Annotated in this window: 15 protein-coding genes; 10 read left to right on the top strand and 5 right to left on the bottom strand. The window is 59.3% G+C overall.

The features are described 5' to 3' along the window. Positions 1-234: 234 nt before the first annotated feature. The 7 genes from C8265_RS10855 to C8265_RS10885 are packed head-to-tail and all read left to right on the top strand — an operon-like array spanning position 235 to position 17008. Complete coding sequence (locus C8265_RS10855) at positions 235-6630, top strand: type I polyketide synthase (RefSeq protein WP_108484034.1); 6396 nt, start codon at positions 235-237, stop codon at positions 6628-6630. 3 nt (positions 6631-6633) lie between these two features. Further along, a complete protein-coding gene (locus C8265_RS10860; protein ID WP_108484035.1) occupies positions 6634-7635 on the top strand; it encodes a glycosyltransferase family 2 protein in 1002 nt (333 codons plus the stop codon). After that, positions 7632-12137 (top strand): MupA/Atu3671 family FMN-dependent luciferase-like monooxygenase, encoded by a 4506-nt coding sequence (locus C8265_RS10865; protein ID WP_108484036.1) that lies wholly within the window; start codon positions 7632-7634, stop codon positions 12135-12137. Before C8265_RS10860 ends, C8265_RS10865 begins: the two co-directional genes overlap by 4 nt. Continuing rightward, positions 12134-12856, top strand: coding sequence for a 4'-phosphopantetheinyl transferase family protein (locus C8265_RS10870; protein ID WP_240611046.1), 723 nt, complete (start codon positions 12134-12136; stop codon positions 12854-12856). The genes C8265_RS10865 and C8265_RS10870 overlap by 4 nt, the downstream gene beginning before the upstream one ends. Beyond that, complete coding sequence (locus C8265_RS10875; RefSeq protein WP_108484037.1) at positions 12856-13824, top strand: hypothetical protein; 969 nt, start codon at positions 12856-12858, stop codon at positions 13822-13824. Before C8265_RS10870 ends, C8265_RS10875 begins: the two co-directional genes overlap by 1 nt. Further along, positions 13821-16184, top strand: coding sequence for a hypothetical protein (locus tag C8265_RS10880; RefSeq protein WP_108484038.1), 2364 nt, complete (start codon positions 13821-13823; stop codon positions 16182-16184). The genes C8265_RS10875 and C8265_RS10880 overlap by 4 nt, the downstream gene beginning before the upstream one ends. After that, positions 16181-17008 carry a glycosyltransferase family 2 protein gene (locus tag C8265_RS10885; RefSeq protein ID WP_108484039.1) on the top strand — a complete coding sequence of 276 codons (828 nt, stop codon included), beginning with the start codon at positions 16181-16183 and terminating at the stop codon, positions 17006-17008. Before C8265_RS10880 ends, C8265_RS10885 begins: the two co-directional genes overlap by 4 nt. Here C8265_RS10885 and C8265_RS10890 read toward each other — a convergent pair. Then, complete coding sequence (locus C8265_RS10890; RefSeq protein ID WP_108484040.1) at positions 17005-18210, bottom strand: glycosyltransferase family 4 protein; 1206 nt, start codon at positions 18208-18210, stop codon at positions 17005-17007. The two genes, C8265_RS10885 and C8265_RS10890, sit on opposite strands and share 4 nt — an antisense overlap. 187 nt (positions 18211-18397) lie before the next feature. Here C8265_RS10890 and C8265_RS10895 point away from each other — a divergent pair, with 187 nt between their 5' ends. Next, positions 18398-19759 carry an oligosaccharide flippase family protein gene (locus C8265_RS10895; protein WP_240611047.1) on the top strand — a complete coding sequence of 454 codons (1362 nt, stop codon included), beginning with the start codon at positions 18398-18400 and terminating at the stop codon, positions 19757-19759. Between the two features lie 6 nt (positions 19760-19765). Here the strand turns inward: C8265_RS10895 and C8265_RS10900 are convergent, their stop codons facing one another. The 3 genes from C8265_RS10900 to C8265_RS10910 all read right to left on the bottom strand — a co-directional run bounded on the left by C8265_RS10900 (position 19766) and on the right by C8265_RS10910 (position 23052). Further along, positions 19766-21073, bottom strand: a complete 1308-nt coding sequence (locus tag C8265_RS10900) for a GumC domain-containing protein (protein WP_206050329.1) — start codon at positions 21071-21073, stop codon at positions 19766-19768. A 96-nt stretch (positions 21074-21169) separates the two neighbouring features. Continuing rightward, on the bottom strand, positions 21170-22135 hold the full coding sequence (locus tag C8265_RS10905; protein WP_108484041.1) for a P-loop NTPase family protein: 966 nt from the start codon (positions 22133-22135) through the stop codon (positions 21170-21172). Between the two features lie 134 nt (positions 22136-22269). Further along, positions 22270-23052, bottom strand: a complete 783-nt coding sequence (locus C8265_RS10910) for a sugar transferase (RefSeq protein ID WP_240611048.1) — start codon at positions 23050-23052, stop codon at positions 22270-22272. Positions 23053-23580: 528 nt separating this feature from the next. Between C8265_RS10910 and C8265_RS10915 the strand changes: the two genes are divergently transcribed. After that, positions 23581-24246: a D-lyxose/D-mannose family sugar isomerase gene (locus C8265_RS10915; protein WP_108484042.1), complete on the top strand. Its 666-nt coding sequence runs from the start codon at positions 23581-23583 to the stop codon at positions 24244-24246. Here C8265_RS10915 and C8265_RS10920 read toward each other — a convergent pair. After that, the gene (locus C8265_RS10920) at positions 24240-25382 is read right to left on the bottom strand and encodes a pyridoxal phosphate-dependent aminotransferase (protein WP_108484043.1); all 1143 of its coding nucleotides are present in this window, start codon (positions 25380-25382) and stop codon (positions 24240-24242) included. The two genes, C8265_RS10915 and C8265_RS10920, sit on opposite strands and share 7 nt — an antisense overlap. A gap of 146 nt (positions 25383-25528) precedes the next feature. On the opposite strand from C8265_RS10920, the gene C8265_RS10925 reads away from it, so the two are divergent. Further along, positions 25529-26269: a DsbA family protein gene (locus C8265_RS10925; RefSeq protein ID WP_108484181.1), complete on the top strand. Its 741-nt coding sequence runs from the start codon at positions 25529-25531 to the stop codon at positions 26267-26269. Positions 26270-26347: the final 78 nt, after the last annotated feature.

Here is a 26347-nt window from a genome sequence, read left to right on the forward strand (position 1 = left end):
TGATAGGCCGCTAAGGGGTATTGTTGCCCCCAAGGAAACAAAACAAACTTGGGTTCATGGCTGGATTGTCCCGCGCACTCCATAAAATTGCCCCTTTCCGTTCTTATCCAAGGAAGAACCGAGCGTGGGCAAAGTCTGTCCAAATCAAACGCAGACAATGATTTACAAAGGGTTTGCATCCACAACTGCAAACCATGACCGACAAGATCAGGCATTCCGACAAGAGGGCCAGGCATGAACGACAAAACGAACCCCAAAGGCGAAGATATCGCCATCGTCGGCATGGCCCTGACCGTGCCGGGGGCCGATACGCCCGGGCAGTTTTGGCAAAACCTGCGCACCGGCACCGAATCAATTCGCCGCCTCAACGAAGAAGAACTGTTGGCCAACGGCGAATCCGAGTCCATGATGCGCCGAAAGAACTACGTGCCTGCCGCCGCTGTTCTTGACGGATTCGACATGTTTGATGCCGATTTTTTCGGGTTCTCCCCGAAAGAGGCGGCAATCCTTGATCCACAGCACCGCAAGTTTCTGGAAACCGCGTGGCAGGCAATGGAAGACGCCGGTCACACGCCCGCATCTCTGGGCGGTCAGGTTGGGGTTTATGCCGGGTGCGGCATGGGCAGCTATTTTTACTTCAACATCTGCTCAAATCCCGATCTGGTCGAAGATACCGGCATGTTCCTGCTGCGCCACACCGGCAATGACAAGGATTTCCTGTCGACCCGTGTGTCCCATGTGTTTGATCTGAAAGGCCCGTCGATCAACCTGCAAACCGCCTGTTCCACGTCATTGGTCGCGGTGCATTACGCTTGCAAGGCGCTGAACGATGGTGAATGTGATATGGCCCTGGCTGGGGGTGTTACCATCGAATTGCCCCAGGGGCGCGGGTATGAGTTTAAGGAAAACGAAATCCTGTCGCCCGATGGCCATTGCCATGCCTTCGATCACCGCGCCGAAGGCACCGTGTTTGGTTCGGGGTCCGGCACGGTTGCGTTGCGCCGCCTGTCCGATGCCATTGCCGATGGCGATCATATTTATGCCGTGATCAAAGGCAGCGCGATCAACAACGACGGCGCGGCCAAGGCCGGATATCTGGCCCCCTCGGTCGATGGCCAGGCCGCCGCCATCGTCAAGGCGCTGGCCGCCGCCGATGTGCCCGCCGAAACCATCGACTATGTCGAATGTCACGGCACCGGCACCTATCTCGGTGACCCGATCGAAGTAACCGCCCTGACCGAGGCGTATCGCACCCAGACCGACGCCACCGGGTTCGCCCATATCGGCAGTGTGAAAACAAACATCGGCCACCTCGATACCGCGGCCGGTGTTGCCGGTTTGATCAAGGCCACGCTTGGGCTGTATCACGGTGAAATTCCGCCGTCCCTGGGGTATGAAAAACCCAACCCGGCGATTGATTTCGACACCTCGCCCTTTCAGGTCGCCGACCGCCTGATCCCGTGGCACAGCCACAAAGGCCCGCGTCGCGCCGCCATCAACGCGCTTGGCGTTGGTGGCACCAATGCCCATGCGATCATCGAACAGGCCCCGGCGCGCGCCACATCAGAAGAATCCGATTTCCCATTTCAAATCATCACGCTATCAGCAAAATCTAAAGCATCACTTGAAGCGCAATCCGCCAATCTTGCCGCCCACCTCACAAACAACCCCGATCAGGCTTTGGCCGATATTGCCTTTACCCTGAAAGCCGGGCGGCACGGGTTTGAAAAACGCCGCACGCTGGTGGCCGAAACCCACGCCGACGCGATCGCGCTTTTGCAATCGAATGATCCGCGCCGTGTGTTCACCCATGACAAAATCGCCGACGCGCCCGATATCGTGTTCATGTTTCCCGGCGGGGGCGCGCAATACCCCGATATGGCGCGCGATCTTTATGAAACCGAACCGGTCTTTGCCGAATGGATGGACCGGGGGTTAGACCACCTGCAACCCCAGCTTGATTATGACATTCGCGCGCTGTGGCTTCCTGAGCCGGCAGATCGTGATGCGGCTGCAAAGGCGCTGCAAAAACCATCGGTACAATTGCCGCTGATCATGATTGTCGAATACGCCCTTGCGCAACTCTGGTTGTCTTGGGGGGTAAAACCCCGCGCTTTGATTGGCCATTCGATGGGCGAAAACACCGCGGCCTGCCTCGCCGGTGTGCTTGATTTTGAAGAGTGTATCGACCTTGTTTTGCTGCGCGGCCGCCTGTTTGATACGGTTGCACCGGGCGGTATGCTGTCTGTCTCTCTGCCGTTGGCTGAACTTGAACCGCTGCTTGGCCCCGAAATTGACATCGCCAGCGTCAATGCGCCATCGCTCACGGCAGTGTCCGGCCCACAGACCGCGCTTGATGAATTACAGGCGGACCTGAGCGCGCAAGACGTTGAATGGCAACGCATCCCGATTGACATTGCCGCCCACTCCAGAATGCTTGATCCGATCCTGGCAGAGTACCGCGCGTTCCTGACAAAGCTTGATTTGTCGCCACCTGCAATCCCGGTAATCTCAAACCGGACCGGCACGCCACTCACACGCGAACAGGCCACCGATCCAGAGTATTGGGTGAGTCAACTGCGCAACACAGTGCAGTTTAGCGCCGGAATGGCGCATTTTGCGCAAAACCCGCGCAACGTGTACCTTGAGGTGGGTCCGGGCAAGGCCCTGTCATCTCTTGCGCAAATGGCCCAAGGCGTGTCGCCCAATCAGGTGTTGTCCTCTCTGCGCCACCCCGATCAGGATATGGCCGACGATGCCTATTTCTTTCAAACCATCGGCCGCCTCTGGGCTGTGGGGGTTGAGGCAGATTGGCACCAGATCTGGGGCGGGGCCCGGCGCAATCGCGTTTCCCTGCCGACATATCCGTTCCAACGCACGCGGTATTTCATCGAACCGGGAAAAACCGTTGCAATGGAAGATGTTGCGCTGCCTTCACGCCATGATGACCTGTCGGATTGGGGATATCGCGAAAGCTGGCGCCACACGCTCAGCGCACTTGATGTAGATATTGAAGAAGCGATCACAACCCCTTGTAATTGGATCATATTCGCTGACGAAACAGGGGTTTCCAATGCCATTTCCGCGCGATTAACCGATGCTGGCCATACCGTGATCACCATTACGTCGGGCGATACTTTTGCCCGTCTGTCTGACACAACATATAGTATCGCACCCGAACAGGGCCGCGATGGATATGACAATTTGCTGCAAGATTTGCAAGAACGGGACATATTGCCAACCCGCATTGCGCATTTCTGGCTGCTGACAAACAAGGAAACCTGCCGCCCGGGCAGCAGCTTTTTCGATAGAAACCAAGAGCATGGTTTCTATTCCCTGCTGTATTTGGCCCAAGCTCTGGCAGATGCTGAAATCGAAGATGCACACATTACCTGCATAACCAACGGCGCCATTCAAACCACAACCGAACCTTTGCCATATCCGGAAAAATCAATGGTGTCCGGCCCGTTGGGCGTCATCCCGCGGGAATTGCCGGGTCTGACCACGGCGCATATCGACATTGAACTGCCGCGTCGCCCCAAGACGCAAGATATTGAAACAATTTCACAAAACCTGCTCGAAGATCTGCTTGCCGAACCTGAAAACACAACGGCTGCGTGGCGCGACAACAAACGTTTCGCGCCCTCAATCCGCCCTGTCAAACTTCCGCAACCTGACTCCGAGGCGTTTCGCGATGGCGGTACATATCTGATCACTGGCGGGTTTGGCGGCATCGGCTTGACCGTCGCCGCCGACCTGATCAAACGTCATCAGGCCAATATCGTACTGTTGTCGCGCACCCCGTTGCCCACGTCTGACGCGTGGGATAAACATCTGCGCACCCATGCGCCGCAGGATAAGGTATCTTGTGCAATCAATGCCTTGCGCGACCTTGAGGCCATAGGCGGCAACGTCATGGTGTGTACGGCCGATGTTTGCGATGTCGATCAGATGCGCACAGCGGCCCGGGAGGCAACCGCACGTTTTGGCGCCATATCGGGCGTGATCCATGCCGCCGGTGTTGTCGATGATGGCCCCCTTCTGACAAAAACACAACTTGAGGCCGAGTCTGTTTTTGCACCCAAGGTCAATGGCTTGCGGGTCATTGATGATGTATTTCCCGATGGAACGCTGGACCTTCTGGTGCTGTTTTCGTCGTCTTCCACGTCGATCCGCGCGGCGGGTCAGGTGGATTATGTGGCGGCAAACGCGTATCTCAATGCCTTTGCACAATCACGCAAACATGCAAAAACAAAAGTGATTTCCGTGAATTGGGGCGTCTGGGCCGATGTCGGCATGGCCGCAAACGCCACCGCATCAGAACTGGCTGCGCCCGAGATCCCTACGGACCAGCCGTTATTGCAACGGGCCACATTTGATGCCGATGGCAACCGCGTGTTTCTGACCAATCTGACCACCGATCAGTGGGTTCTGAACGACCACCGCACACAGGCGGGTGATGCGATATTGCCCGGCACCGGATACATTGAAATCGCGGCGCAAGCCCTTGCAGCGCAAGAACAATCCGGACCGTTTGAATTGGCGGATCTGACGTTTTTCACCGCGCTGGATGTGGGCGGATCTGACCGCGAAATGCGTGTGCGCCTTAGCCCCGGTGACGACGGCACATTGTTTGAGGTGCGCAGCGCTGTCACGCTGGAGGATCGCACCGGCCACCAGCTGAACGCGCAGGGCACGCTGTTGCCCCTTGATGATACGCCCGGCCAACTGGATCTCGACAGTATTCGCACCAGAATGAGCGATCAGCGCGCCAGTGATGGGCGGCTCCGCTCTCCGCAAGAAACCCAGCTGAAATTCGGGCCGCGCTGGCATGTTTTGCGCTCCATGGCGCTTGGCGATGGCGAAGGCATGGCGCGGCTTGCCCTGGCACCCGAATTTCAAGGCGATCTTGAACATTTCACGCTTCATCCGGGTCTGATGGATTTGGCGACAGGGTGGGCAATTGAACTGGTCCCCGGCTATAGCGCGCAACATTTATGGGTGCCGCTGTCTTATGGTGCGATCCGGGTTTATCATCCGCTGACACCCGAAATCGTCAGTTGGATGCGCCTGACGCCCGGCGTGGATCAGATCGATGGCTTTGCCAGTTTCGATATAACCCTTACCGATACCGATGGTAACATCCTGATCGAAGTCTATGATTTTGCGATGAAAAGACTGGCCACCGCCACGTCTTTTGGCAAGGCTACCGTTCGCGCGTCCGAGGTTGAATTTTCCGAAACCGGGCCACGCCCCCAATCTGGCGCCGAAGAACGCTTGGCCGAAACCGTTGCATTGGGCATTCGCCCCGCCGACGGCCCCGAAGCCCTGCGCAGGGCCCTTGGATTGGCCACGGCACAGGATCTGGCGCAGATCACCGTTTCATCGATCGACTTGAACGCATTGATAAAACAGGCCGCCGAACCCAACCGTGACACGGTTACCAGCGGTCAGACATTTGAGCGCCCGCAGATCGACAGTGATTTCATCGCGCCGCGCAACGAAATCGAACAAACCCTGGCCCAGATGTGGCAAACCCTGTTGGGCATCGGTCAGGTCGGCGTCGAAGACAGTTTTTTCGATCTTGGCGGTCATTCGTTGATTGCCGTGCGCCTGTTTGCCCAGATCAACAAGGCCTACGGCGTGCAATTCCCGATTTCGGTGCTGTTTGAGGCCCCCACAATCGCCGCCTGCGCCGAAATGATCGCGGCGCGGGTCGGGCATGTGACCGGGGCCAGCGCCGACGCCAACAGCCCCGCACCCAAGGCTGAGAAATTTGAACACCTCGTTGCGCTTCATCAGGGCGCGGGTGGACAGAAAACGCCGATGTTTATCGTGGCCGGCATGTTTGGCAATGTGATGAACCTGCGCCATCTGGGCCTGTCTCTGGGGCAGGACCGTCCGGTTTACGGGTTGCAGGCGCGCGGTCTGATCGGCGATGCCGAACCGCACCACACGATTGGCGACGCAGCCCAAGCTTATATCGCTGAAATCCAGCAAGTGCAGCCCCAAGGCCCGTATCTTTTGGGCGGGTTTTCCGGCGGCGGCATCACCGCCTATGACATGGCCGGGCGTTTACAACAGATGGGCGAAGACGTGTCTGTTCTGGCTCTGCTTGATACACCGCTGCCGGTGCGCCCCGCCTTGAGCAAGCGGGATAAGGCGCTGATCAAAGCCGATGAAATCCGACGCAAGGGCTGGCGGTATGTCGGTGAATGGGCAAAAAACCGCATCGCGTGGGAAATTGAAAAGCGCCGCGCGCCCGACACGCCCGGCAACAGCACCGCCTTTGACAATGCAAAGATTGAGGCGGCGTTTCGCGGCGCGGTCGAACGCTATGACATGCAGCGCTGGAATGGGCCACTTACCCTGTTCCGCCCACCGCTTGACCGGCATTGGCAGGTTTCGAATGGCAACTGGGTCAGTGCCGCGCGCGAATATGTGTTTGAGGACAATCAACTCACCCAATTTGCCCCCAATATTCAGGTGATCGAGGTGCCGGGCGACCATGACAGCATGGTATTGGTGCCCAATGTCAACGTTTTGACGGCGCGCCTGAAACAGGTGATCCGCACCGCCGAGCGGCGCAATCGCACCCCGCGCACCCACCGATTAGAGGCGGCAGAATAACCCATGGCGACGCTTCTCACTATATTGTTGAATTACAAAACCGCGCCGATGACCCTGCGCGCGGCCAAGGCCGCATTGGCGGATATGACGGGGATCGAAGGCGAGCTGATCATCGTCGACAACGACTCAGGCGATGGCAGTTTCGAACTGCTGCGCGATGCGGCCGAGACCCGCGGATGGACCGCCAATAACCGCGTGCGCGTCATTCAGGCCGGGCAAAACGGCGGGTTTGGCGCGGGCAATAACGTGGGTTTGCGCGCAGGTTTTTCGGACGGCAGCGCGCCGGATTTCTACTATATCCTCAACTCTGACGCCTTCCCCGATCCCGGTTGTATTCCCGCCCTGATCGAATTTCTGCAAGCCACGCCAAAGGCCGGATTTGCAGGCAGCCATGTGCGCGGCGAAGACGGCGTGCCCCATTGCACGGCGTTTCGATTTCCATCCATCCTTGGCGAATTCGAAGGCGCAGTGCGCACCGGCATATTTTCCCGCCTGCTCAAAAACTCCATCGTGGCCTTGCCCATTCCCGACACCGCCACCCAGGTTGATTGGGTCGCCGGGGCCAGTTTGATGATCCGGCGCAAGGCGTTGGAGGATATCGGCCTGTTTGATGAAACCTTTTTCCTGTATTTTGAAGAAACCGATCTGGCGCGCCGCGCCGCCAAGGCCGATTGGCAAACCTGGTATGTGCCGCACAGCCGGGTGGTGCATATCGGATCGGTCAGCACGGGCATGAAAACCTGGGCTCGGATGCCGGAATACTGGTTTCAATCGCGCCGCCATTATTTTCGCAAAAATCACGGGCGCACCTATGCCGCTTTGGCCACACTTTCCCTGATCAAGGGCGCGGCGCTGTGGCGGCTGCGCTGTGCGCTGACCGGGCGAAAAACCCAAGACCCAAAGGGGTTTTTACGCGATCTCATCACCTTTTCCCTTGGCCTGCCTTTGGGCAGGCCTTCCACATCGGCCAAACCGATGACCGCCCTGAGCGAGGATTCGAAATGACTCAGTTTTCATCTGTTCTTATCGGCAATGAATCACTTTTGATCGGCTGCGGCGACATGCTGCTTGAGCGCGGCCATCGCATTTCTGCCGTTGTATCGCGCGACCCCGATATCGCTGCCTGGGCCAATAAAAAAGGTCTGCCGTTGGCGGCGCGCGCCGTTGATCTGCCCGATGTGGCGTTTGATTGGCTGCTGTCCATCGCCAACCTGTCGGTCATTCCCGACGCGGTAATTGCCCGCGCGGCAAAGGGCGCGGTAAATTTTCACGATGGCCCCCTGCCCGCCATGGCCGGGCTGAACACGCCCGCCTGGGCACGGATGCTGGGCCATGACAGCCACGGCATCACCTGGCATGTGATCGAGGGTGGAATTGACGAAGGCGATATTCTGGAACAACGCCTGTTTGACATAACGCCCGAAGATACCGCGTTTTCGCTCAACTCCAAATGTTACGCGGCGGCGATGGACAGCTTTCCCGCCGTGATGATGCAGCTTGAAACCGGGCTGACCCGGATAGCGCAGGATTTAAGCAAGCGGCGCTATTTCGCCCGTGATGAGCGGCCCGCAAATGCCGGGGCGATTGATTTTACCCAACCCACCGACCGGGTGATTGCCTTGGTGCGTGGGTTGGATTTCAACGGCTATAAAAACCCGCTCAGCCGGGCAAAAATCGCCCATGGCGACATGCCGCTGTTGGTGGGCACAGTTGACCCCGCCGAGGGCGACGCCACCCCCGGCACCGTTCTTGCCAGCGGGCGCGACCATGCCACGATTGCCACCCTTGATGGCGCGGTAAAACTGTCGGGCCTGACCAATCCTTTGGGCCAAGCCGTTGATGTGGCAAAACTTTTGCCAGTCGGCAGCGTGCTGTGCCAACCCGATATTTCCAGGCAGGCTGAATTGATCAAGGGCGAACCCCACTGGCGCGCCCGCCTGAAAACCGCCAACCCCCTGCCCCTGCCGTTGGCGGGAAAGCTTGCCAAAACCCAGGATTGGCAGTCGCGCGCCCTGTCCTTGCCCATATCCGACCGGGCCACGTTAATCGCCACCCTCGCGCAATGGGCGCGCCTGTCCAGCGGTGAGGTCTCGGGCGATGTCGGCTATACCAGCGCCGCCTTGGCACAGATGGTTAACGACGCGCCGGGCCTGGTGGCCACCACCGCGTTCTTGCATGTTGAACAGGGCAGCGTGGCCGAAACCGCGCAACACATCGCGCGACAGCTTGATAAAATCGCCAAACACCCCGGTTTCCTGCGCGACCTGTTTACCCGCGATCCCGACATCACCCTTGCCCGGCCCGGTATGGCGATTTCCGAATCCGGCACGGTGTTTGGCACCGCGATCACCGTCACGCTTGAGCCATTAACACTGCATTACGATGCGAACCGGCAGTCTGACGCGGCGGTTGATCTGTTGCTGGAACGGCTGACCCATATCGCCCAAAGCGGCGATATTTCATTGCCCGAACCCGAACAGACCCGCCTGATCACGACGCTGAACACCACCGAAACCGATCATGACCGCGCCCTGACCATTCACGCCGCGTTTGAGGCGCAGGTGGCCAAATCCCCCGACGCAACCGCGCTGGTGTTTGAGGGCGAGGCCCTGACCTATGGCGCGCTGAACGCGGCGGCCAACCGGATGGCCCATGCCCTACGCGGTTTGGGGGTTGGGCCGGGGGCCAATGTGGGCCTGTGCGTGGCCCGTTCGCCCGATTTGCTGATTGGCACCTTGGGGATATTAAAGGCGGGCGGGGCCTATGTTCCGCTGGATCCGGCCTATCCTGCCGATCGGATCGCCCTTTATGTCAGTGACAGTCAGGCCAGCGTGATCGTGGCCCAGCCCGATTTGGTGGCCGATCTGCCCGAAACCAGCGCGCAAATTCTGCCCACCGATGATCCGCGCATTGCCGGGGGCGATGAAACCAACCCAACCGGCGGTGCGACGCCCGAAGATCTGGCCTATCTCATTTACACCTCTGGCTCGACCGGCCGCCCCAAAGGCGTGATGATCGAACACCGCAACGTCGCCAATTTCTTTACCGGCATGGACCAAAAGATCGACCATGATGAAAATGCGGTCTGGCTGGCGGTTACCTCGCTGTCGTTCGATATTTCGGTGCTTGAGCTGTTTTGGACCCTGTCACGGGGGTTCAAGGTGGTGCTGTCATCCGATGAAAACCGCGCATTGATTGCCGGCGACACACCGGCGCAATCGGACCGGCACATTGATTTCAACCTGTTTTATTGGGGCAATGACGATGGCGTTGGCCCGAAAAAATATCACCTGTTGCTTGAGGGTGCGAAATTTGCCGATGCCCATGGGTTTAACGCGGTCTGGACGCCCGAGCGGCACTTTCACGCCTTTGGCGGGCCGTACCCGAACCCATCGGTGACCGGCGCGGCGGTGGCGGCGGTGACCAAAAATCTGGCCGTGCGCGCCGGGTCTTGCGTGGCCCCCCTGCACCATCCGGCACGGATTGCCGAAGAATGGGCGGTGATCGACAACCTGACCAACGGGCGCGCGGGCCTTGGCCTGGCCAGCGGGTGGCAGCCCGATGATTTTGTGCTGCGCCCCGAAAATTCGCCCCCCGATAACAAGGCGGCGATGTATGACGCCTTTCACACCCTGAAACGGCTGTGGCGCGGCGAGGCGGTGGAATTTCCCAAACGTGATGGCACGATGCACGCGGTCATCACCCAACCCCGCCCCGTTTCGCCCGATCTGCCCCTGTGGATCACCACCGCCGGAAACCCCGATACCTGGCGCGAAGCGGGTGAGATTGGCGCCAACGTGCTGACCCATCTGCTGGGCCAAAGCATTGATGAGGTTGGTGAAAAGATCAAAATCTATCACGATGCGTTGCGCCGCGCCGGGTTTGATCCGGCCACGCGAACGGTCACGCTGATGTTGCACACTTATCTGTCGGACAGCCGCGAACATGCGATGGAAACCGCCCGCGGCCCGATGAAGGATTACCTGCGCAGCGCGGCGGGCTTGATCAAACAATTTGCCTGGGCCTTTCCGGCGTTCAAACGGCCCAAGGGCGTGGACAATGCCTTTGATATGGATCTGAACGGCCTGTCGGAAGACGAGCTTGAGGCGATCCTTGATTTTGCCTTCCTGCGGTATTTTGAGGATTCCGGCCTGTTTGGCACGGTTGATGATGCCGTGGCGCGGGCCGAACAACTTAAACGTATTGGCGTTGATGAAATCGCCTGTCTGATCGATTATGGCATCGCGCCCGAATTGGTGATGGAGGGGCTGAAACCCCTGGCCGAGGCGTTGAAACGCGCCAACACCACCACCGCCCCGGCCGAGGATGATTTTTCCATCGCCGCACAAATCCGCCGCCACGGGGTAACGCATCTGCAATGCACCCCGTCGATGGCGCGGATGATTGCGATGAACGACGATGCGCGTATGGCGCTGAGCCGCATCAAAACCCTGTTGATCGGCGGTGAGGCATTGTCGGGCGATCTGGTCGCGTCTTTGCGCGGCTGCACCTCGGCGACGATCCTGAATATGTACGGGCCAACCGAAACCACCGTTTGGTCCACCGTGCAGACGGTTACCGATGATGCGCCCGATATCCAACCCATCGGCGCACCCATCGCCAATACCAAGGTCTATGTCCTTGATCCTACGGGCAATCCTGCACCAATCGGCGTCGCCGGAGAGCTGTATATCGCAGGCGAGGGCGTCGCGCGGGGCTATTGGCAGCGCGACGATCTGACCGCCGACACCTTTCCGCCCGACCCGTTTCATGGCGGCCGGATGTATCGCACGGGTGATCTGGTGCGCTGGCGCATGGATGGCACCCTGGATTTTCTGGGTCGCACCGACCATCAGGTAAAAATTCGCGGTCATCGGATCGAACTGGGCGAGATCGAGGCGCGCCTGGCCGAACACCCGGCGGTAAAACAGGCGGTTGTCGTGGCGCGCGTTATTCAGGGCGATACCCGGCTGGTGGCCTATATCATCGCCGATGCGCCGCTGAACGGCGCGCAAATGCGCGCCCATCTGGCCACCCTGCCCGACATCATGATCCCGGCGCATTTGGTGACGCTGGATCACTTCCCGCTGACCCCGAACAAAAAGATCGATCGCAAGGCATTGCCCGAGCCGAAACCAGAACGCGCCGCAGCCCCGGCCAATCTGGGCGCAGCACCGGCCAACCCGGTGGAAACCGAAATCGCCGCCGTCTGGGCGCGTATTCTGGGCGTAAGTGACATTCGCAGCGAAGACAACTTTTTCGCTCTTGGCGGTCATTCCCTGTTGGCGGTTCAGGCGCATCGTGAAATCCGCACCGCGCTGAACGCGCCGAAATTGTCGATCACCGACATTTTCCGCTTTCCCACTTTGGCCGGGCTTGCGGCACATCTGACCAAAGGCACCACACCACAACAGCCGGAATTAGCGGTTGACCCCAGCCCCGCACGCGCCGAAACCATGAGCAAGCGGCGCGCCATGCGGGCGGGCCGGGGCGCAAAAACAGGATGAACGCGATTTCTGATTTTCCAATCTCTGATGATGCCATATCGGGCGCGATGGTTCAGCCCCATGTGCGCGGCCTGTTTGATGGCGATATTGCCGTGGCCCTGTGTGATCCGCGCGCGCCGATGGGCAGCCTCTTGTCGCCCGAACGCCAGGGGATGGGCCGTATGGTGGCCAAACGGCAGTTGGAATTTACCGCCGGGCGCATTGCCGCACACCGGGCCATGGCGGCGCTGGGGCGACCGCGCCAACCGGTCATTCCCGGCCCCGACCGCGCGCCAATCTGGCCCGATGGCTTGGTCGGGTCATTGTCGCACTGCGATTCGCTGTGTGTTTGCGTGATGGCCCCGACCGGACCGGTGCGCAGCCTGGGCGTGGATGTGGAAGAAGACACCGCGTTAGACCCTGAGATGATCGAAACCATCCTTACACCGCCCGAACGCGCCTGGATGGCGCGCCAACCCGAAGACGAGGCCGGGCGGTTGGCCAAACTGATCTTCTCGGCCAAGGAAACCGCTTACAAGGCGCAATATCCGATGACGCGCGAAGTGTTGGATTTTGGCGCCATCGCCATTTTGCCCGATCTGGCGCAGGGTCGGTTCACCGCCACATTTACCCGCGCTGTCGGCCCATTTGCCAGCGGATCAACCCTGCAAGGCAGGATGGCGCGGGCGCATGATCTGATTTTGACCGGCCTCACACTCAGGCCCCAGGGGGCGGCGTAATGGCCCGCCTTTCGCGGCGCACGGCGTTGGCGATGGGCGGCGGGGCATTGGCCGTTGCGGCCACGGGCGGCGCGGTGAATTGGTGGCGCGCGCGCCTGCCCGACCGCGCGCAGATCGACAGCTTTTATACCACCTCTCTTCCCGCGCCGGGTGGGCCGCTGAACGTGTTTCATCTGGGCCATTCGTTGGTCGGGCGCGATATGCCCGCGATGCTGGCGCAACTGGCCCGGGCCCGGGGGGTGGATCACCGGTATCACAGCCAACTGGGCTGGGGCACGTCATTGCGCGAACATTGGTATCCTGATCTGCCGATTCAGGGGTATGAAACCGAAAACGCCCATGACCGGTATCGCCCGGCGTTGGCGGCTGTCGGATCGGGCGATTACGATGCCGTGATCGTGACCGAAATGATCGAACTGATCGATGCGCTGAAATACCATGACAGCGGCGATTATCTGGTCAAATGGGCCGATCTGGCGCGAAATGCCAACCCCAATACCCAAGTGTATCTGTATGAAACCTGGCACGGATTGGACGATCCGGGCGGATTTTTGCACCGTATTGATGCCGATTTGCCCACCTTGTGGGAAGGCAAACTGTTGGCCAGCGATCTGCGCGGCCCACAACCCCGCCCGATACATATCATCCCCGCGGGCCAGGTCATGGCGCGGGTCGCGCGCGCGGCTGAGGCAGCCCCCCTGCCCGGTTTGGCGCGGCGCGAAGACCTGTTCGCCAAAACGCCCGAGGGCGATCAAGACCCGATTCACTTGAACGATATCGGCGCGTATCTGGTGGCGGTGACCCATTTTGCCGTGCTCTACCACCAATCACCCGTTGGCCTGCCGACGCAGGTGAACCGCGCCGATGGCACCCCGGCCCTTGCCCCCAGCGCCCCGGCGGCCGAGTTAATTCAACGGCTGGCCTGGGATGTTGTTACCACCTATCCAAAAACCGGCGTGGCGGGATGAGCGTGTTATCCACCCTTGGCACGGTCTTGATGATCGGTCATTCGCTGATCGGGCCGGATCAACCGGGCATGGTGGAACAATTGCTGCGCACCACCGGGGCCACCCCCCGTGTGCAGGCGCAAATCATCAACGGCGCGCCGCTGAAATGGAACTGGGATCATGCCGCAGACGCGCAAGGCGTGAACGCGCGACAGGTTTTGCCCACGGGTATTGATGCCCTGATCCTGACCGAAGCAATCCCATTGGCCAACCACGTAAAATGGAGCGACAGCGCCGGTTACGCCGCCCGCTGGGCCGATCTGGCACGGCAGGGAAACCCCGATGTACAGGTTTATCTGCTTGAAACATGGCATTCCCGTGATAGCGGAACAGGAAAGGCCGTGCCCGATGACGACGGCGATTCCGTCGCATGGCGCGACCGAATTGCCAATGATCTGCCGGTTTGGCAGGGCATCGCCGATGCAGCCGGTGCGCGGTTGATCCCGGCGGGGCAAGCCATGGCGCGGCTGGCCGATGCGGTTGACACGGGCGATATTCCGGGCCTTGCGGATATGTCGCCCTTGTTTGCCGATGATATTCATCCATCCGATCTGGGGCATTATTTCGTGGCCTTGATCACCTATACCATGTTGAGCGGGGCCGACCCAACCGGCCTGCCCCATGATCTGCGCGGGCGGTTTGACGGCGCGCTGAAACGCGCTGATCCCGCCACCATCGCCACGATGCAAAGGATTGCCGCCCAAACCGTGGCCGATATCGGGCCGGTTCGCAAAGCCGACCGCGCGCCGGTTCAGCCCGCCGCACCCCCCGCCACCGCGCCGGTTATCACGCCGCAAAAGGCCGCATCGGGCGTGGCGGTCAACCTTGCGCCGCTCACCGACTGGGGGGTGCAATTGCCGTTTCTTGACCTGATGAAAACCGCGCGTCCCTGGATCGGGCACCGTCCCGGCCAATGGGGCGGGGTTGAGGTGGGCGAATTGCGCGCCGCAGGGATGCTCGACGACAATGGCTGGCCTTTGGAAAAGCCGGGCACCCTGTCCAGCATCGGCACGCTGATCCTGACCGATCTGCCGGAAAATGCCGCAGGCGCCGCCGGGCGCTATGTGCTGCGCTTTGCCGGGCGCGGAATTGTCGAGGTCGCCGGGCGCGCGACCAATGTGCGCTACGGCGAAAACCGTGTGACGTTCGATTACACGCCTGGCCCCGGCCCGGTGGACATTCGCATTCAACGCACAGATCCGGCCGATCCGGTGCGCGATATCACCGTGGTGCGCGAAGACCGCATCGCCGCCTTTGACCAAGGCGCGCGGTTCAACCCCGATTGGATCACGCTGATGGATGGCTTTGCCGTGCTGCGGTTCATGGATTGGATGGCCACCAATAATTCAAGTCAGTCCCGTTGGGAAAACCGCCCGAAACCCGGTGATTACACTTTTGCCGAAAACGGCATCGCGTTGGAATACATGATTGCGCTGGCCAACGCGTTGGGCGTGGATCCGTGGTTCACCCTGCCCCATATGGCCGACGATACCTATGTGCGCCGGTTTGCCGAAACGGTGCGCGATGGTCTGGCCAAGGATCGCCGCGCCTATGTGGAATACTCAAACGAAGTGTGGAATTGGCAATTTGATCAAACCAAATGGGCCGATGCACAGGCCCGCGAACGGTGGGATGCCCGCGATGCGGGCGCACAGTTTTACGGTATGCGCGCCGCCGAAATCGCCCTGATCTGGTCAGATGTCATGCCGCGGGATCGATTGGTGAATGTCATTTCAACGCAAACCGGATGGGTGGGGTTGGAAGACAGCATTTTGGCCGCACCACTGGCCGTGGCCGAGGGCCACGCGCCCCCGGCACAAGCCTTTGATGCCTATGCCGTCACCGGATATTTCGGCGGGATTTTGGGAACCGAACAGCGCGCCGAACTGGTGCGCGGTTGGTTGACCCAAGGGCACGATCACGCAACCGCATTGGCGGCGCAAGAGTTGCGCGATGGATCCATCACCGGCGATGACACCGATACGCTGGCCGATCTGTTGGGCCGGGTTCTGCCTTATCACAAGGGCGTCGCCGATACCCACAATCTGCGCATGATCATGTATGAGGGCGGCACCCATTTGACCGGAATCGGCCCGATTGCCGATGATGCCGAGCTGACGGCGTTTTTCACCCATTTCAATTACACGCCCGAAATGGGCGCACTTTATACCCAATTGCTGAACGGTTGGCAGGCATTAGGTGGCGAATTATTCAACGTCTTCAACGATGTATATAATCCTACCAAATGGGGGGCTTGGGGCGCACGGCGTCATCTGGGCGATGATAACCCCCGTTGGGGCGCAATAAAGGCGGCCCAATGACCCTTAGCGTGATTTTGCCCGCCCATAATGAGGCCGGGTATATCGGCCCCTGTCTGGCGGCGCTCTTGGCATCCGAGTGCCCGCCCATGCAGGTGATCGTCGTCGCCAATGGCTGTACCGACAACACCGGCGATGTGGCGCGCGGATTTGCGCGACAGGCGCGCGATCTGGGGCACACCCTTTCGGTCATCGAAACCCCGGTGGGCGGCAAGCTGAACGCGCTGACCATGGGGGATGGGGCGGCAACGGGCGATATCAGGGTGTATCTGGACGCCGATGTGATTGTATCGCCCAAGGTCATCGCGCAAATCGCAACCGCCCTTGCCACACCAATGCCCCGTTATGCCAGTGGCGCGCCAAAGGTGGCGCGCGCGCAATCGGCGGTAACGCGGGCCTATGCACGGTTTTGGCAAACCCTGCCGTTTATCACCCACGGCACGCCGGGTTTTGGCCTGTTTGCGATGAACGCGCCGGGCCGGGCACGATGGGGCGACTGGCCCGATATCATTTCTGACGATACTTTTGCGCGTCTGAACTTCGCGCCCGGTGAACGGGTCCGCGTGAGCGGCAGCTATGAATGGCCGATGGTCGAAGGGTTTGCCAATCTGGTACGGGTGCGGCGGCGGCAGAATCAGGGCGTTCACGAAATCGGCGCGAAATTTCCCGCGCTGTTGGCCCATGATGACACGCCGGGTGTCGGACTGTCGGGCGCGGTCAAACGGGCGGTGCGCGACCCGGTCGGGTTTGGCGTTTACGCCGCCGTGTCGCTGGCGGTAAAAACCCCCCTGTTTCGCAGTAAAAACCGCTGGGCCAGAGGCCGCTAATCGACAACCGCGCGAATATGATCGGCCAGTTTCGCCGCCTCGATATCGACGTTATGGCGTGCCATCGCGCGGGTGCGACACCGCTCGCCCATGGCGCGCATTTCGTCCACGCTCAGATCATTTAGCGCGATCAGCGCATCGGCCAAGGCATCGGCGTCGCCCGCTGGCACCAGCCAGCCGCATTCTGAGGTTACCAATTCGGGGATTCCGGCGATATAGGTTGAAATTACCGGCCGACCGGATGCCATCGCCTCCATCGTCACCACGGGCAGACCTTCGGCAAAGCTGGGCATGATCAGGGCATGGGAGTTGGCCAGTTCGTCGTTCACGCCGGTTTCGTCCAGCCACCCGGTCAGCGTGATCATAGGGCCGATGCCCGCCTGACCGATGGCCCTTTCGATATCAGCGCGCATCGGGCCATCGCCCACCAGGGTCAGATGCATATCTGGGTGGGTGTCGCGCAGCCGCGCGAACGCGTGGATCAGTATCATCTGGCCTTTTTGTTCGGCAAATCGGCCAATCGACACCACCCGCAGCGGTGAGCGTGCGGGAAACGGTTTGGTGGCGGGAAACCTTGTGGGTTCGATCCCGCAATGCACCACCTTCAGCTTTGGCCAATCAGAGAACCCCGCCCAGCGGTACAGCTGTGATCGGCCAAATTCCGACACGCCCACCGCAAACGCCGCGCGGTTTATTTTCAGGCCCAGTGACAACGCCTCGGGGCGGTCAAATTCTTCGGGGCCGTGCACCGTGAAACTGAATACCGGGCCGCCCAGGGCATGGGCCAGCATGGCGATGGCCGGGGCGTTGGTTCCGAAGTGGCAATGCAGATGCCGCGCGCCGCCATCAATGCAGCGTTGCGCGACATATCCCGCCTCTAATAAATACGCGAGCGGGCGGGCCGGATTGCCCCCGCCATTGCGCGCCAGTGTCATGGCCAGTTTGAACGCCGTCCAGGCGCCCGAAGGGTTGGCGCCACAGCGGCGCAGAAACGTCATGACCAACTTACCCATACCTTGGCGCAGGATATATTCGGTGCGCTGCCGCTCGTCCTCATTCGCGGGATCAACCAGGGGGTCATCAAACCGCCGTGTCGCCAGACGCAAAACATCAAACCCCTGCCGTTCCAGCGCGTGAATCTCTCGGCGGATAAAGCTTTGCGAGGGTTGCGGATAGGTGTTCATCAAATAGGCAAATTTCACGGCAGGCCCTCCTTGACCCAAGTGCACCCGTCCGTGCGAATGCTCAGGTTGGGTTTGGCGTAATATCGCACAGTGCGCAATTCAGGGCTGAACTGTGTCACAAACCGGGAAAATTCAAAGGATTACCTATGGCCAAGGGAAAATTAACCTTCATAAACGAAACTTGGGCGGGATAGAAAGGGATCTGATGACACGGCTTTGGGGGGCGTTGCAGGACAATCGGCTCATGGCCCGGGCCATGCGCAGTTCGTCTTTGATCGTGATCGGATATGGCGGCAGTCAGGCGATGCGCCTGGCCGCGAACCTGATCCTGACGCGGCTGTTGTTTCCCGAAGCGTTCGGGATGATGGCGCTGGTCGGGGTTGTCACGGCCGGTCTGGCGATGTTTTCAGACGTCGGCATCAGCCCGTCAATTTCGCAATCCAAACGCGGTGACGACCCTGATTTCCTGAACACCGCCTGGACGATACAGGTGATCAGGGGGTTCTGTTTATGGCTGGCGGCGGCGCTGTTGGCCTATCCATTTGCGCTGTTTTATGGCGCGCCGGATCTGGCGCTGTATTTGCCGATTGCCGGTGTTTCGCTGGCCATTGCCGGGTTCAACCCGACACGGATCGAAACCGCACATCGCCATCTGCTGGTTGGGCGATTGACGCTGCTTGATCTGACGGCACAGGCGATTGGCGTGATCGCCATGGTATTGTTGGCGTGGTGGTTGCAATCGGTGATGGCGCTGGTCATTGGCGGCGTGATTGCGGCGTTGGCGAAACTTCTGCTGACCCATTTTGGCCTGCCCGGTTTGCGCAACACCTTGCGTTGGGAAAAATCCGCCGCCCACGAACTTGTTATTTTTGGCAAATGGATATTCCTGTCGACCGCAGCGTGGTTTTTATCATCGCAGGGGGACAAGGCGATATTGGGTAAATTCCTGTCGCTTGACGTTCTTGGCGTTTACAATATCGGGTTTTTTCTGGCGGCATTTCCCTTGGCCTTGGGTCAGGCCGTAACGGGCAAGGTGCTGATCCCGATTTACCGCGACACACCGCCTGACGCCGCACCCGAAAACGCGCGCAAATTGCGCAAGATGCGCTATGCGCTGGGTGTGCCGATCATGGTGTTGGTGGTGGTGATGGCGTTTTTTGGCCCCGCCGTTGTGAATGTTTTGTATGACGAACGTTATATACATGCCGGGGCGATATTGGTGATATTGGCCGTGGGGCAAATTCCACAGGTGATCGGCCTGTCTTATGATCAGGCGGCGCTGGCGGCCGGGGATTCACGGCGGTTTTTTGTATTTACCTGTTTTCGCGCCCTGTTTCAGGTGGGTTTTCTGATCGTCGGAGTCAGCCTTTTTGGCCTGATTGGGGCCCTGTGCGCATTGGCACTGTCCAGTCTGTGCACACACCCGGTTTTAATCTGGTTGGCGCGTCATCACAAAGTGTGGGATCCGGTGCACGATGCGTTGTTGTTCATCATGGGGTTGGCGGTTGCGGCGGCATCGCTGACCCTGCACTGGCCTGAAATTCAGGCGATGATCGCGGCCACCTGATGGGTATCAGGTGCGGTCAATCGGGGTTTTCAGTGCCTTGGTGCCGTGTGCCTCGCGCCGCTCTTGCAGCCAACGGCGCAATCTGGTCAGGCGCGACACCTTGATCGGCTTCGCCTCAAGATAGGGAATGGAAACAACCGGCATCAACCCGGTTTCACGTTTCATTTGCGCGGCGCTGCGCAAGACAGGCGTGCGCAGATCCAACAGAAATGCCGCCGCCAGTGCGACAAAGACCGATGCCACGCCACCAATCATCGCTGTTCGCTTTTTCGACGCGGTATAGGGATAATCGGGGTAAGGTGCCGCCTCGAGTACGGTGAGTTGTTCGGCGTTGCTGCGCGCCTCAAGTCGCGCGCCCACTTCCGCCTCGGCGCGGCGGGTTGAAATGACATCAAGCTGTCCTTGAAGTTGCACCATCTGGCGTTGGTATTCGGCCAGTGTCCGTTCAACCTCGGGGCTGGTTTCGATGCTGGCATACAGGGCATCAACCCGGTCGCGCAACAAATCGCGCCGTTGGGTCAGGCTGGCGATTTCGGCTTCGAATTCGGCGATCTGGCGATCACGGGTGGCGCGGCGGGCGTTGGGATCGACCTGATCCAACTGGCGACGCACGGAAATCAGGGTGCTTTCGACATCCAGAATGGCGGTGTTCAGGGTTTGAATCTCGCTCCGGCGAAACTCAAGCGATCCGGGAATGGCAAGTTCATTTTCCGCCCGAAAGGCCGAAGTTTTATCTTCCAACTGTTTGATCTGTGCCAGAAGTTGCTGTTCCTGACGGGTAAAAAATTCAAGTGTCGCTTGGGTTTGTTGACTGCGCGACGCCGCGCTAAGGGCGATGGTGCGCGCCGATAATTCCCGTGCCACCGCCTGTGCCTGTTCGGCGGTGGGCATGTTGGCGGTGATTGTCAAAACCGAGATTGTGCCATCATCGGCAAAGCCTTCGCGCACCGCTGCCAGACCTTCGATCGTTACCGATTGGCGCAAACGGTTGATTTTTTCACTTTGGTTCAGGTCGGGAATGTCGGAAAACAGCCCGAGTTCTTCGATGATTTCGGCCAGGCTGCCGCGCGCCATGATTTGCTGTTCAATCAATTGCAACCGGCGCGCCGATGATCCGGCCACGGTTGAGGGTGCCAGTTCATTGGCAATTTTCGGGCGCTCGATCTGAAGCACTTCGGCGCTGCGATACATGTGTTGTTGATTGGCCGCCATCATCAGTGAAATCAGACTGCCCAACAGTACAAGCCCGACAATCAGGCGCAGGTGCCGCCGCACCATATCAAGAAAATCATCAACCGAATAAATCGGACCCATCACATTTTATCCCACTGTCGCCCTGGCCAACGTTTGATACCGCGCCCGAACCGACATAAACAGGTTAACTGGGCCAAACTGTGGCATAAGCCGCCGCTATTGGCTGTATTTTTGCACCGAAGACGCCCGCGCGCGATTGAGGATGACACCCAAAAGCGGCGCCTGACCGGCCAGCACCCGTTCACATTCGGCAATGTCGCGCGCGGTGGTTTTTGTTGCATCCGAGATCAGCAAAACGCCATCAACCTGAGGCAAGAACGCGCCCAGATCATCATAGGCCAAAACCGCCGGCATGTCATAAAGCACCACATCCGGCGTCAGGGCGGTGTGCATATCATCCAAAACGCGGGTCGTGGTGCGGTCGTGCAGAATATCGGCGCTGTCTTGAAACGGCAGCGTATTCAGCCCCAGCGCCAAGGTGTCGGAAAGCCGCACGATATGTTGCGACATCGGCACCTGCCCACTGAGAAAATGGCGAATTTCACCCACACCATGCACATCCAGCGCATCTGCCACGCCGGGATTACGCTGATCCATATCCATCAGGATCGACCGCGAATTGGGCACCCGCGACAATGACATCGCCAGATTAACCGATGTGAATGTTGCCCCGCATCCCCGCGTCGGGGCGGCGATGGCAATGCGGGTCCAGCCGTTTTGGCGCAGCGTGTGCATCAGCCGGGTGCGCAACAAATCAAACGCCCGCGATACCGCGCTGTCGCGGTAATGATGGGCCAAAGGCGCACCGCCCAATTCATATTTCCGCGCCCGTGGCTGAATAACCCGCAGGCCGGCCCAGGTTTCGGCGCGCGGCGCTGTATCGATGTCACCCTCGGCGGCAAACAAAGTTTTGCGCCCGTCAGGCGAAGGGGCTGGCGTGAAAACAGATTTGTTGGCCCGCGCCACAACTTCGTTCAGCCGCAGCGCCCAACCGCTATCGCGTGGCAGGCGCGCCCTGGATTTCCGCGTTGCGCCCATTATCCGATCACCTTCGTAATCTTCCCAATCCTCAGGGGCAAACAGGCTATCCAGTGGGTCGGGCTTTGAAGACATCTCATTCATCGCGTGGCCAATACGTAATAATATATAAGGCAAGGTCGGCGCGCTTTACACCCCCGGTTTCACTTGCACTATGGCGGGGTAAAAAGGCGATCCTGTGGCGCCCCTGCGACCACGCTTTGGCAAGCGGAAATCGCCTAATATCCGGTGCGGCGCATCATCACCCCAACCGTGCGCAGCATCACACCCAGATCACACAGCGGCGACATTTTCCTGTGGTACTGCGCGTCAATCTCGGCCCGGAACGAGAAATGGTTTTCATTGCGCGCGGACACCTGCCAAAATCCGGTTATGCCCGGGCGCATCGCGAAATAGACAAACGGATCACCGTACATTTCCAATTGGTCGGGCATCATCGGGCGCGGGCCAACCAGACTCATCTCGCCCAGCAGCACGTTCCAGAATTGCGGCAGCTCATCCAGCGATGTCTTGCGCAAAATGCTGCCGATACGGGTGATACGGGGATCATTTTTCAGCTTTTGGGTTGTTCGCCATTCTTCTGCAAGGGCGGGATCGGCCTCAAGATAGCGCGCCAGAATGGTATCGGCATCGCGCACCATGGTGCGCAGTTTCAGAATTGAAAACCGCCGCCCACCAACGCCCAGTCTATCCTGACGGTAAAACGGATTGCCGCCCTCGATCCACAACGCCAGCGCACAGATCAAAACCACACTCAGGGTCAGAGGTGCCGTCATCAGAACCAGCAAGATATCAAGGATCCGTTTGCCCAAGGCACGGTAGGCAAAAGAGCCCGGCAACGGGGCCGGTTCATTGGGGCGCAAAAGATCGGTACCCGCAGGAACACGCACAGGTGTGCGGGGTTTGGCCGGTGCAAACATTGCAAGAACAGCAGAATTATTCTGGGCGATATCGCCGCCTGACGGACCAAGCGCGATGGTCTCGTTTGAATAATCTTTCACCCCAGGCCCTCCTCTTGCTGATCGGCAAACTTTGACGACAGCACAGTACGAAACCAAACCAGCCCACGGCGTACCAGGCGCGGGCGCGAACAGCGTGTCAGGCAACACCCTGACGGCAGCAGCAATATGAACGGCACCCCACGCGCCATCCAACTCAGATACACCGCTTTGAACAGAATTTTAGGTATTTCGCTAAAAACAGATTGTTTCCAACAAAATGCTTCGAAAATTCAAAACAGTCCTCTAGTTTCCGGGGGTTCTATCCCCGAACCAGCAACAATTGTCAGGGTAAAATCCCGAAACATTTCCCGGCAGTCGAATAGCGTGTCCAGCAAAATGACCATACCAATTGCGCCAAACTTTATATAACTATCGCTCAGACATGGGGCCAGTGATCAAAGCGGTCTGGCCAAAGTTACGTTACGGCACGGCACCGTTTGCAAAGGTTGGCCGCCCGGATTTGCCGACCCGGCAGCACTGACCAAGCCTGCGCCACGACACGTTTCGATTTTGAAACAGGAGGCGACGATGAAACGCTCAACCGTCAACGACATACTGCAACAGGGCGATGCCTTTATCCGCTCCTGCGGGTTTATCCTGCCGCCGTTTGCCTATTGGACGCCGGAAAAGATGCGCGCGGCAACAGACAGCGATATTCACACCCGCGGTCTGGGATGGGACATCACCGATTATGGCGCTGGCAAATTTGATGAGATGGGCCTGTTTCTGTTTACCACACGAAACGGCGACAATCGCGATTTGGCCAGGGGCAAGGGGATGCTGTATGCCGAAAAGATCATGATCAGCCGGGAAAATCAGCTTTCACCGATGCACCGTCACAACCTGAAGGCCGAAGATATCATCAATCGCGGCGGTGGCGATTTGATCATCGAATTGTTCGCCCCCGATGCGACAGGCGGCATTGATCGCCAGTCCGCGGTCACAGTGCCGTGCGATGGCCTGCCTGTCACCCTGCCCGCCGGGGGTAAATTGCGCCTGAAACCCGGCGAAAGCGTGACATTGATGCCGGGCATCTGGCACGCATTCTGGGCCGAAAAGGGTGATTGCCTGATTGGTGAAGTCTCAACCGTCAACGATGACAAGACCGACAATGTGTTCGAACACCCCATCGGCAGGTTTGCCACCATCGAGGAAGACGTGGCCCCCCTGCACCTTTTGGTATCCGATTACTGACGCGCGGCCATGAAGGCGGTCAGCCGCGCCAGCCCTTCGGTGATATCCGCCGTCGACCGGGCATAGGAAAACCGCAGCATGGTTGCCCCACGCGCCGGATCAAAATCCAACCCCGGGGTCACGGCGACCCCGGCTTGCTCCAAAATCTCGGCAGCAAAGGCCAGACTGTCATCGGTGATATCCGACACATCGGCATAGATATAAAACGCGCCATCGGGCGGGGCAAAGGTGGCAAACCCCGCCTTGGGCAACCCATCAATCAATAATTGCCGGTTCTTGGCGTAAACCGCCAGATTTGCCTGTAATTCATCGTCACATTCCATCGCGGCCAGGGCGGCGATCTGGCTGGCATGGGGGGCGCAGATGAACATGTTTTGCGCCAGACGTTCGATCCGGCGCACATGATCGGGCGGCACCACCATCCAGCCAACGCGCCAGCCGGTCATCGAGAAATATTTTGAGAACGAATTGATGACATACACATCATCGCTGATCTCCAACGCACTGACCGCGCGCTGTTCGTATTCAACCCCGTGATAGATTTCATCCGACACAAACGCCGCACCGCGCGCCTGCGCCGCGTGGATCAGGGCGGTCAGATCGGATTTGTTCAACATCGTGCCCGACGGGTTGGCGGGGGATGCCACGATCAGCCCGGCGATATCATCGGGCAGGCTGTCGGGGGTGGGTTGATACCGCGCCTCGGGGGTGGTTTCGATGCCCACGGGTTCCAGGCTCAGCGCCTTGAGGATCTGGCGATAGGACGGATAGCCGGGGTTGCCAAGGGCAACCCGTTCACCGGCATCAAACAGCGCGGTAAATGCCAACAGGAATCCGGCGGATGATCCGGATGTCACCACCACCCGTTCGGGCGCCAGATCGACGCCATACCAATCATGATACAGGCGCGCGATCCGGGCGCGCAGTTCCGGCAGGCCAAGGGACACGGTGTATCCCAACGCGCCCTGTTCCATTGCGCGGCTCAATTCGGCGCGGGCGGCGGCGGGGGCTGGTGTGCTGGGCTGGCCCACTTCCATGTGAATGATGTGGCGGCCGGCCTCTTCGGCGGCGCGGGCCTGTTCCATCACATCCATCACGATGAACGGGTCTACATTGCTGCGGTTGCTGTGTCTCATGTCGTATCCTCTTTTGCCCTTGGTGGCCGCGCAAAAACCTGCCGTCAATGGCAGATGTCAAACAAACCTGTGTGAGAACGCGCCAGCCCCCTTGCCACCGCGCACCGCTCTGCGATGTTACAGGCAACATTTTAAAGGAGACGTTGATGATCCGCCCTGCCCTTGCTGCCCTCACTCTTTCCACGGCGTTGGTTTTGCCCGCCCACGCCGAAATGTCCGAACCCGAACGGCAGGAATTTCGCGCCGAAGTGCGGTCTTATCTGTTGGAAAATCCAGAGGTGTTGATGGAAGCCATCGCCGTTCTGGAAAAACGCCAGGCACAGGCCGAAACGATGAACGACCAACAGCTGTTGATCAACAATGCACAGGCGCTGTTCAACGATGAAAATTCTTGGGTCGGTGGCAATCCGGAGGGCGATATCACCGTCGTCGAATTCATGGATTACAAATGCGGCTATTGCAAACGCGCCCACCCAGAGGTGTCGGAACTGTTGGCCCGTGATGGCAACATTCGCCTGATCGTAAAGGAATTTCCGATCCTGGGCGATCAATCACTTACCGCGTCACAATTTGCCATCGCGACCCGTCGCATTGCCGGAGATGAGGCATATGGCGAAATGAAAGACGCCCTGATGACAATGCGCGGCGATGTCACCACCGAAAGCCTGCGCGCGTTGGCCGATGATGCGGGGCTGGATACCGATGCGATCATCACCGAAATGTCGGACCCTGAAATCACCCAGATCATTCAGGCCAACCGCGCCTTGGGCCAAAGATTGAACATCAACGGCACGCCAAGCTTTGTGTTTGGCGATCAGATGGTGCGCGGGTATGTCCCATTGGAAAACATGGAAGAAATCGTCGCCGCCCTGCGCGAGGAAAGCTGAGACATCACATGTTCGCAAAGGTCGGAATCACACCCGGCCTTTGTGAAAGACCCAGATCGCGCGCCATACAAATAGCGC

This window comes from Oceaniglobus ichthyenteri, assembly GCF_003057885.1.
In the GTDB taxonomy this organism is placed as follows: Bacteria; Pseudomonadota; Alphaproteobacteria; order Rhodobacterales; family Rhodobacteraceae; genus Oceaniglobus; species Oceaniglobus ichthyenteri.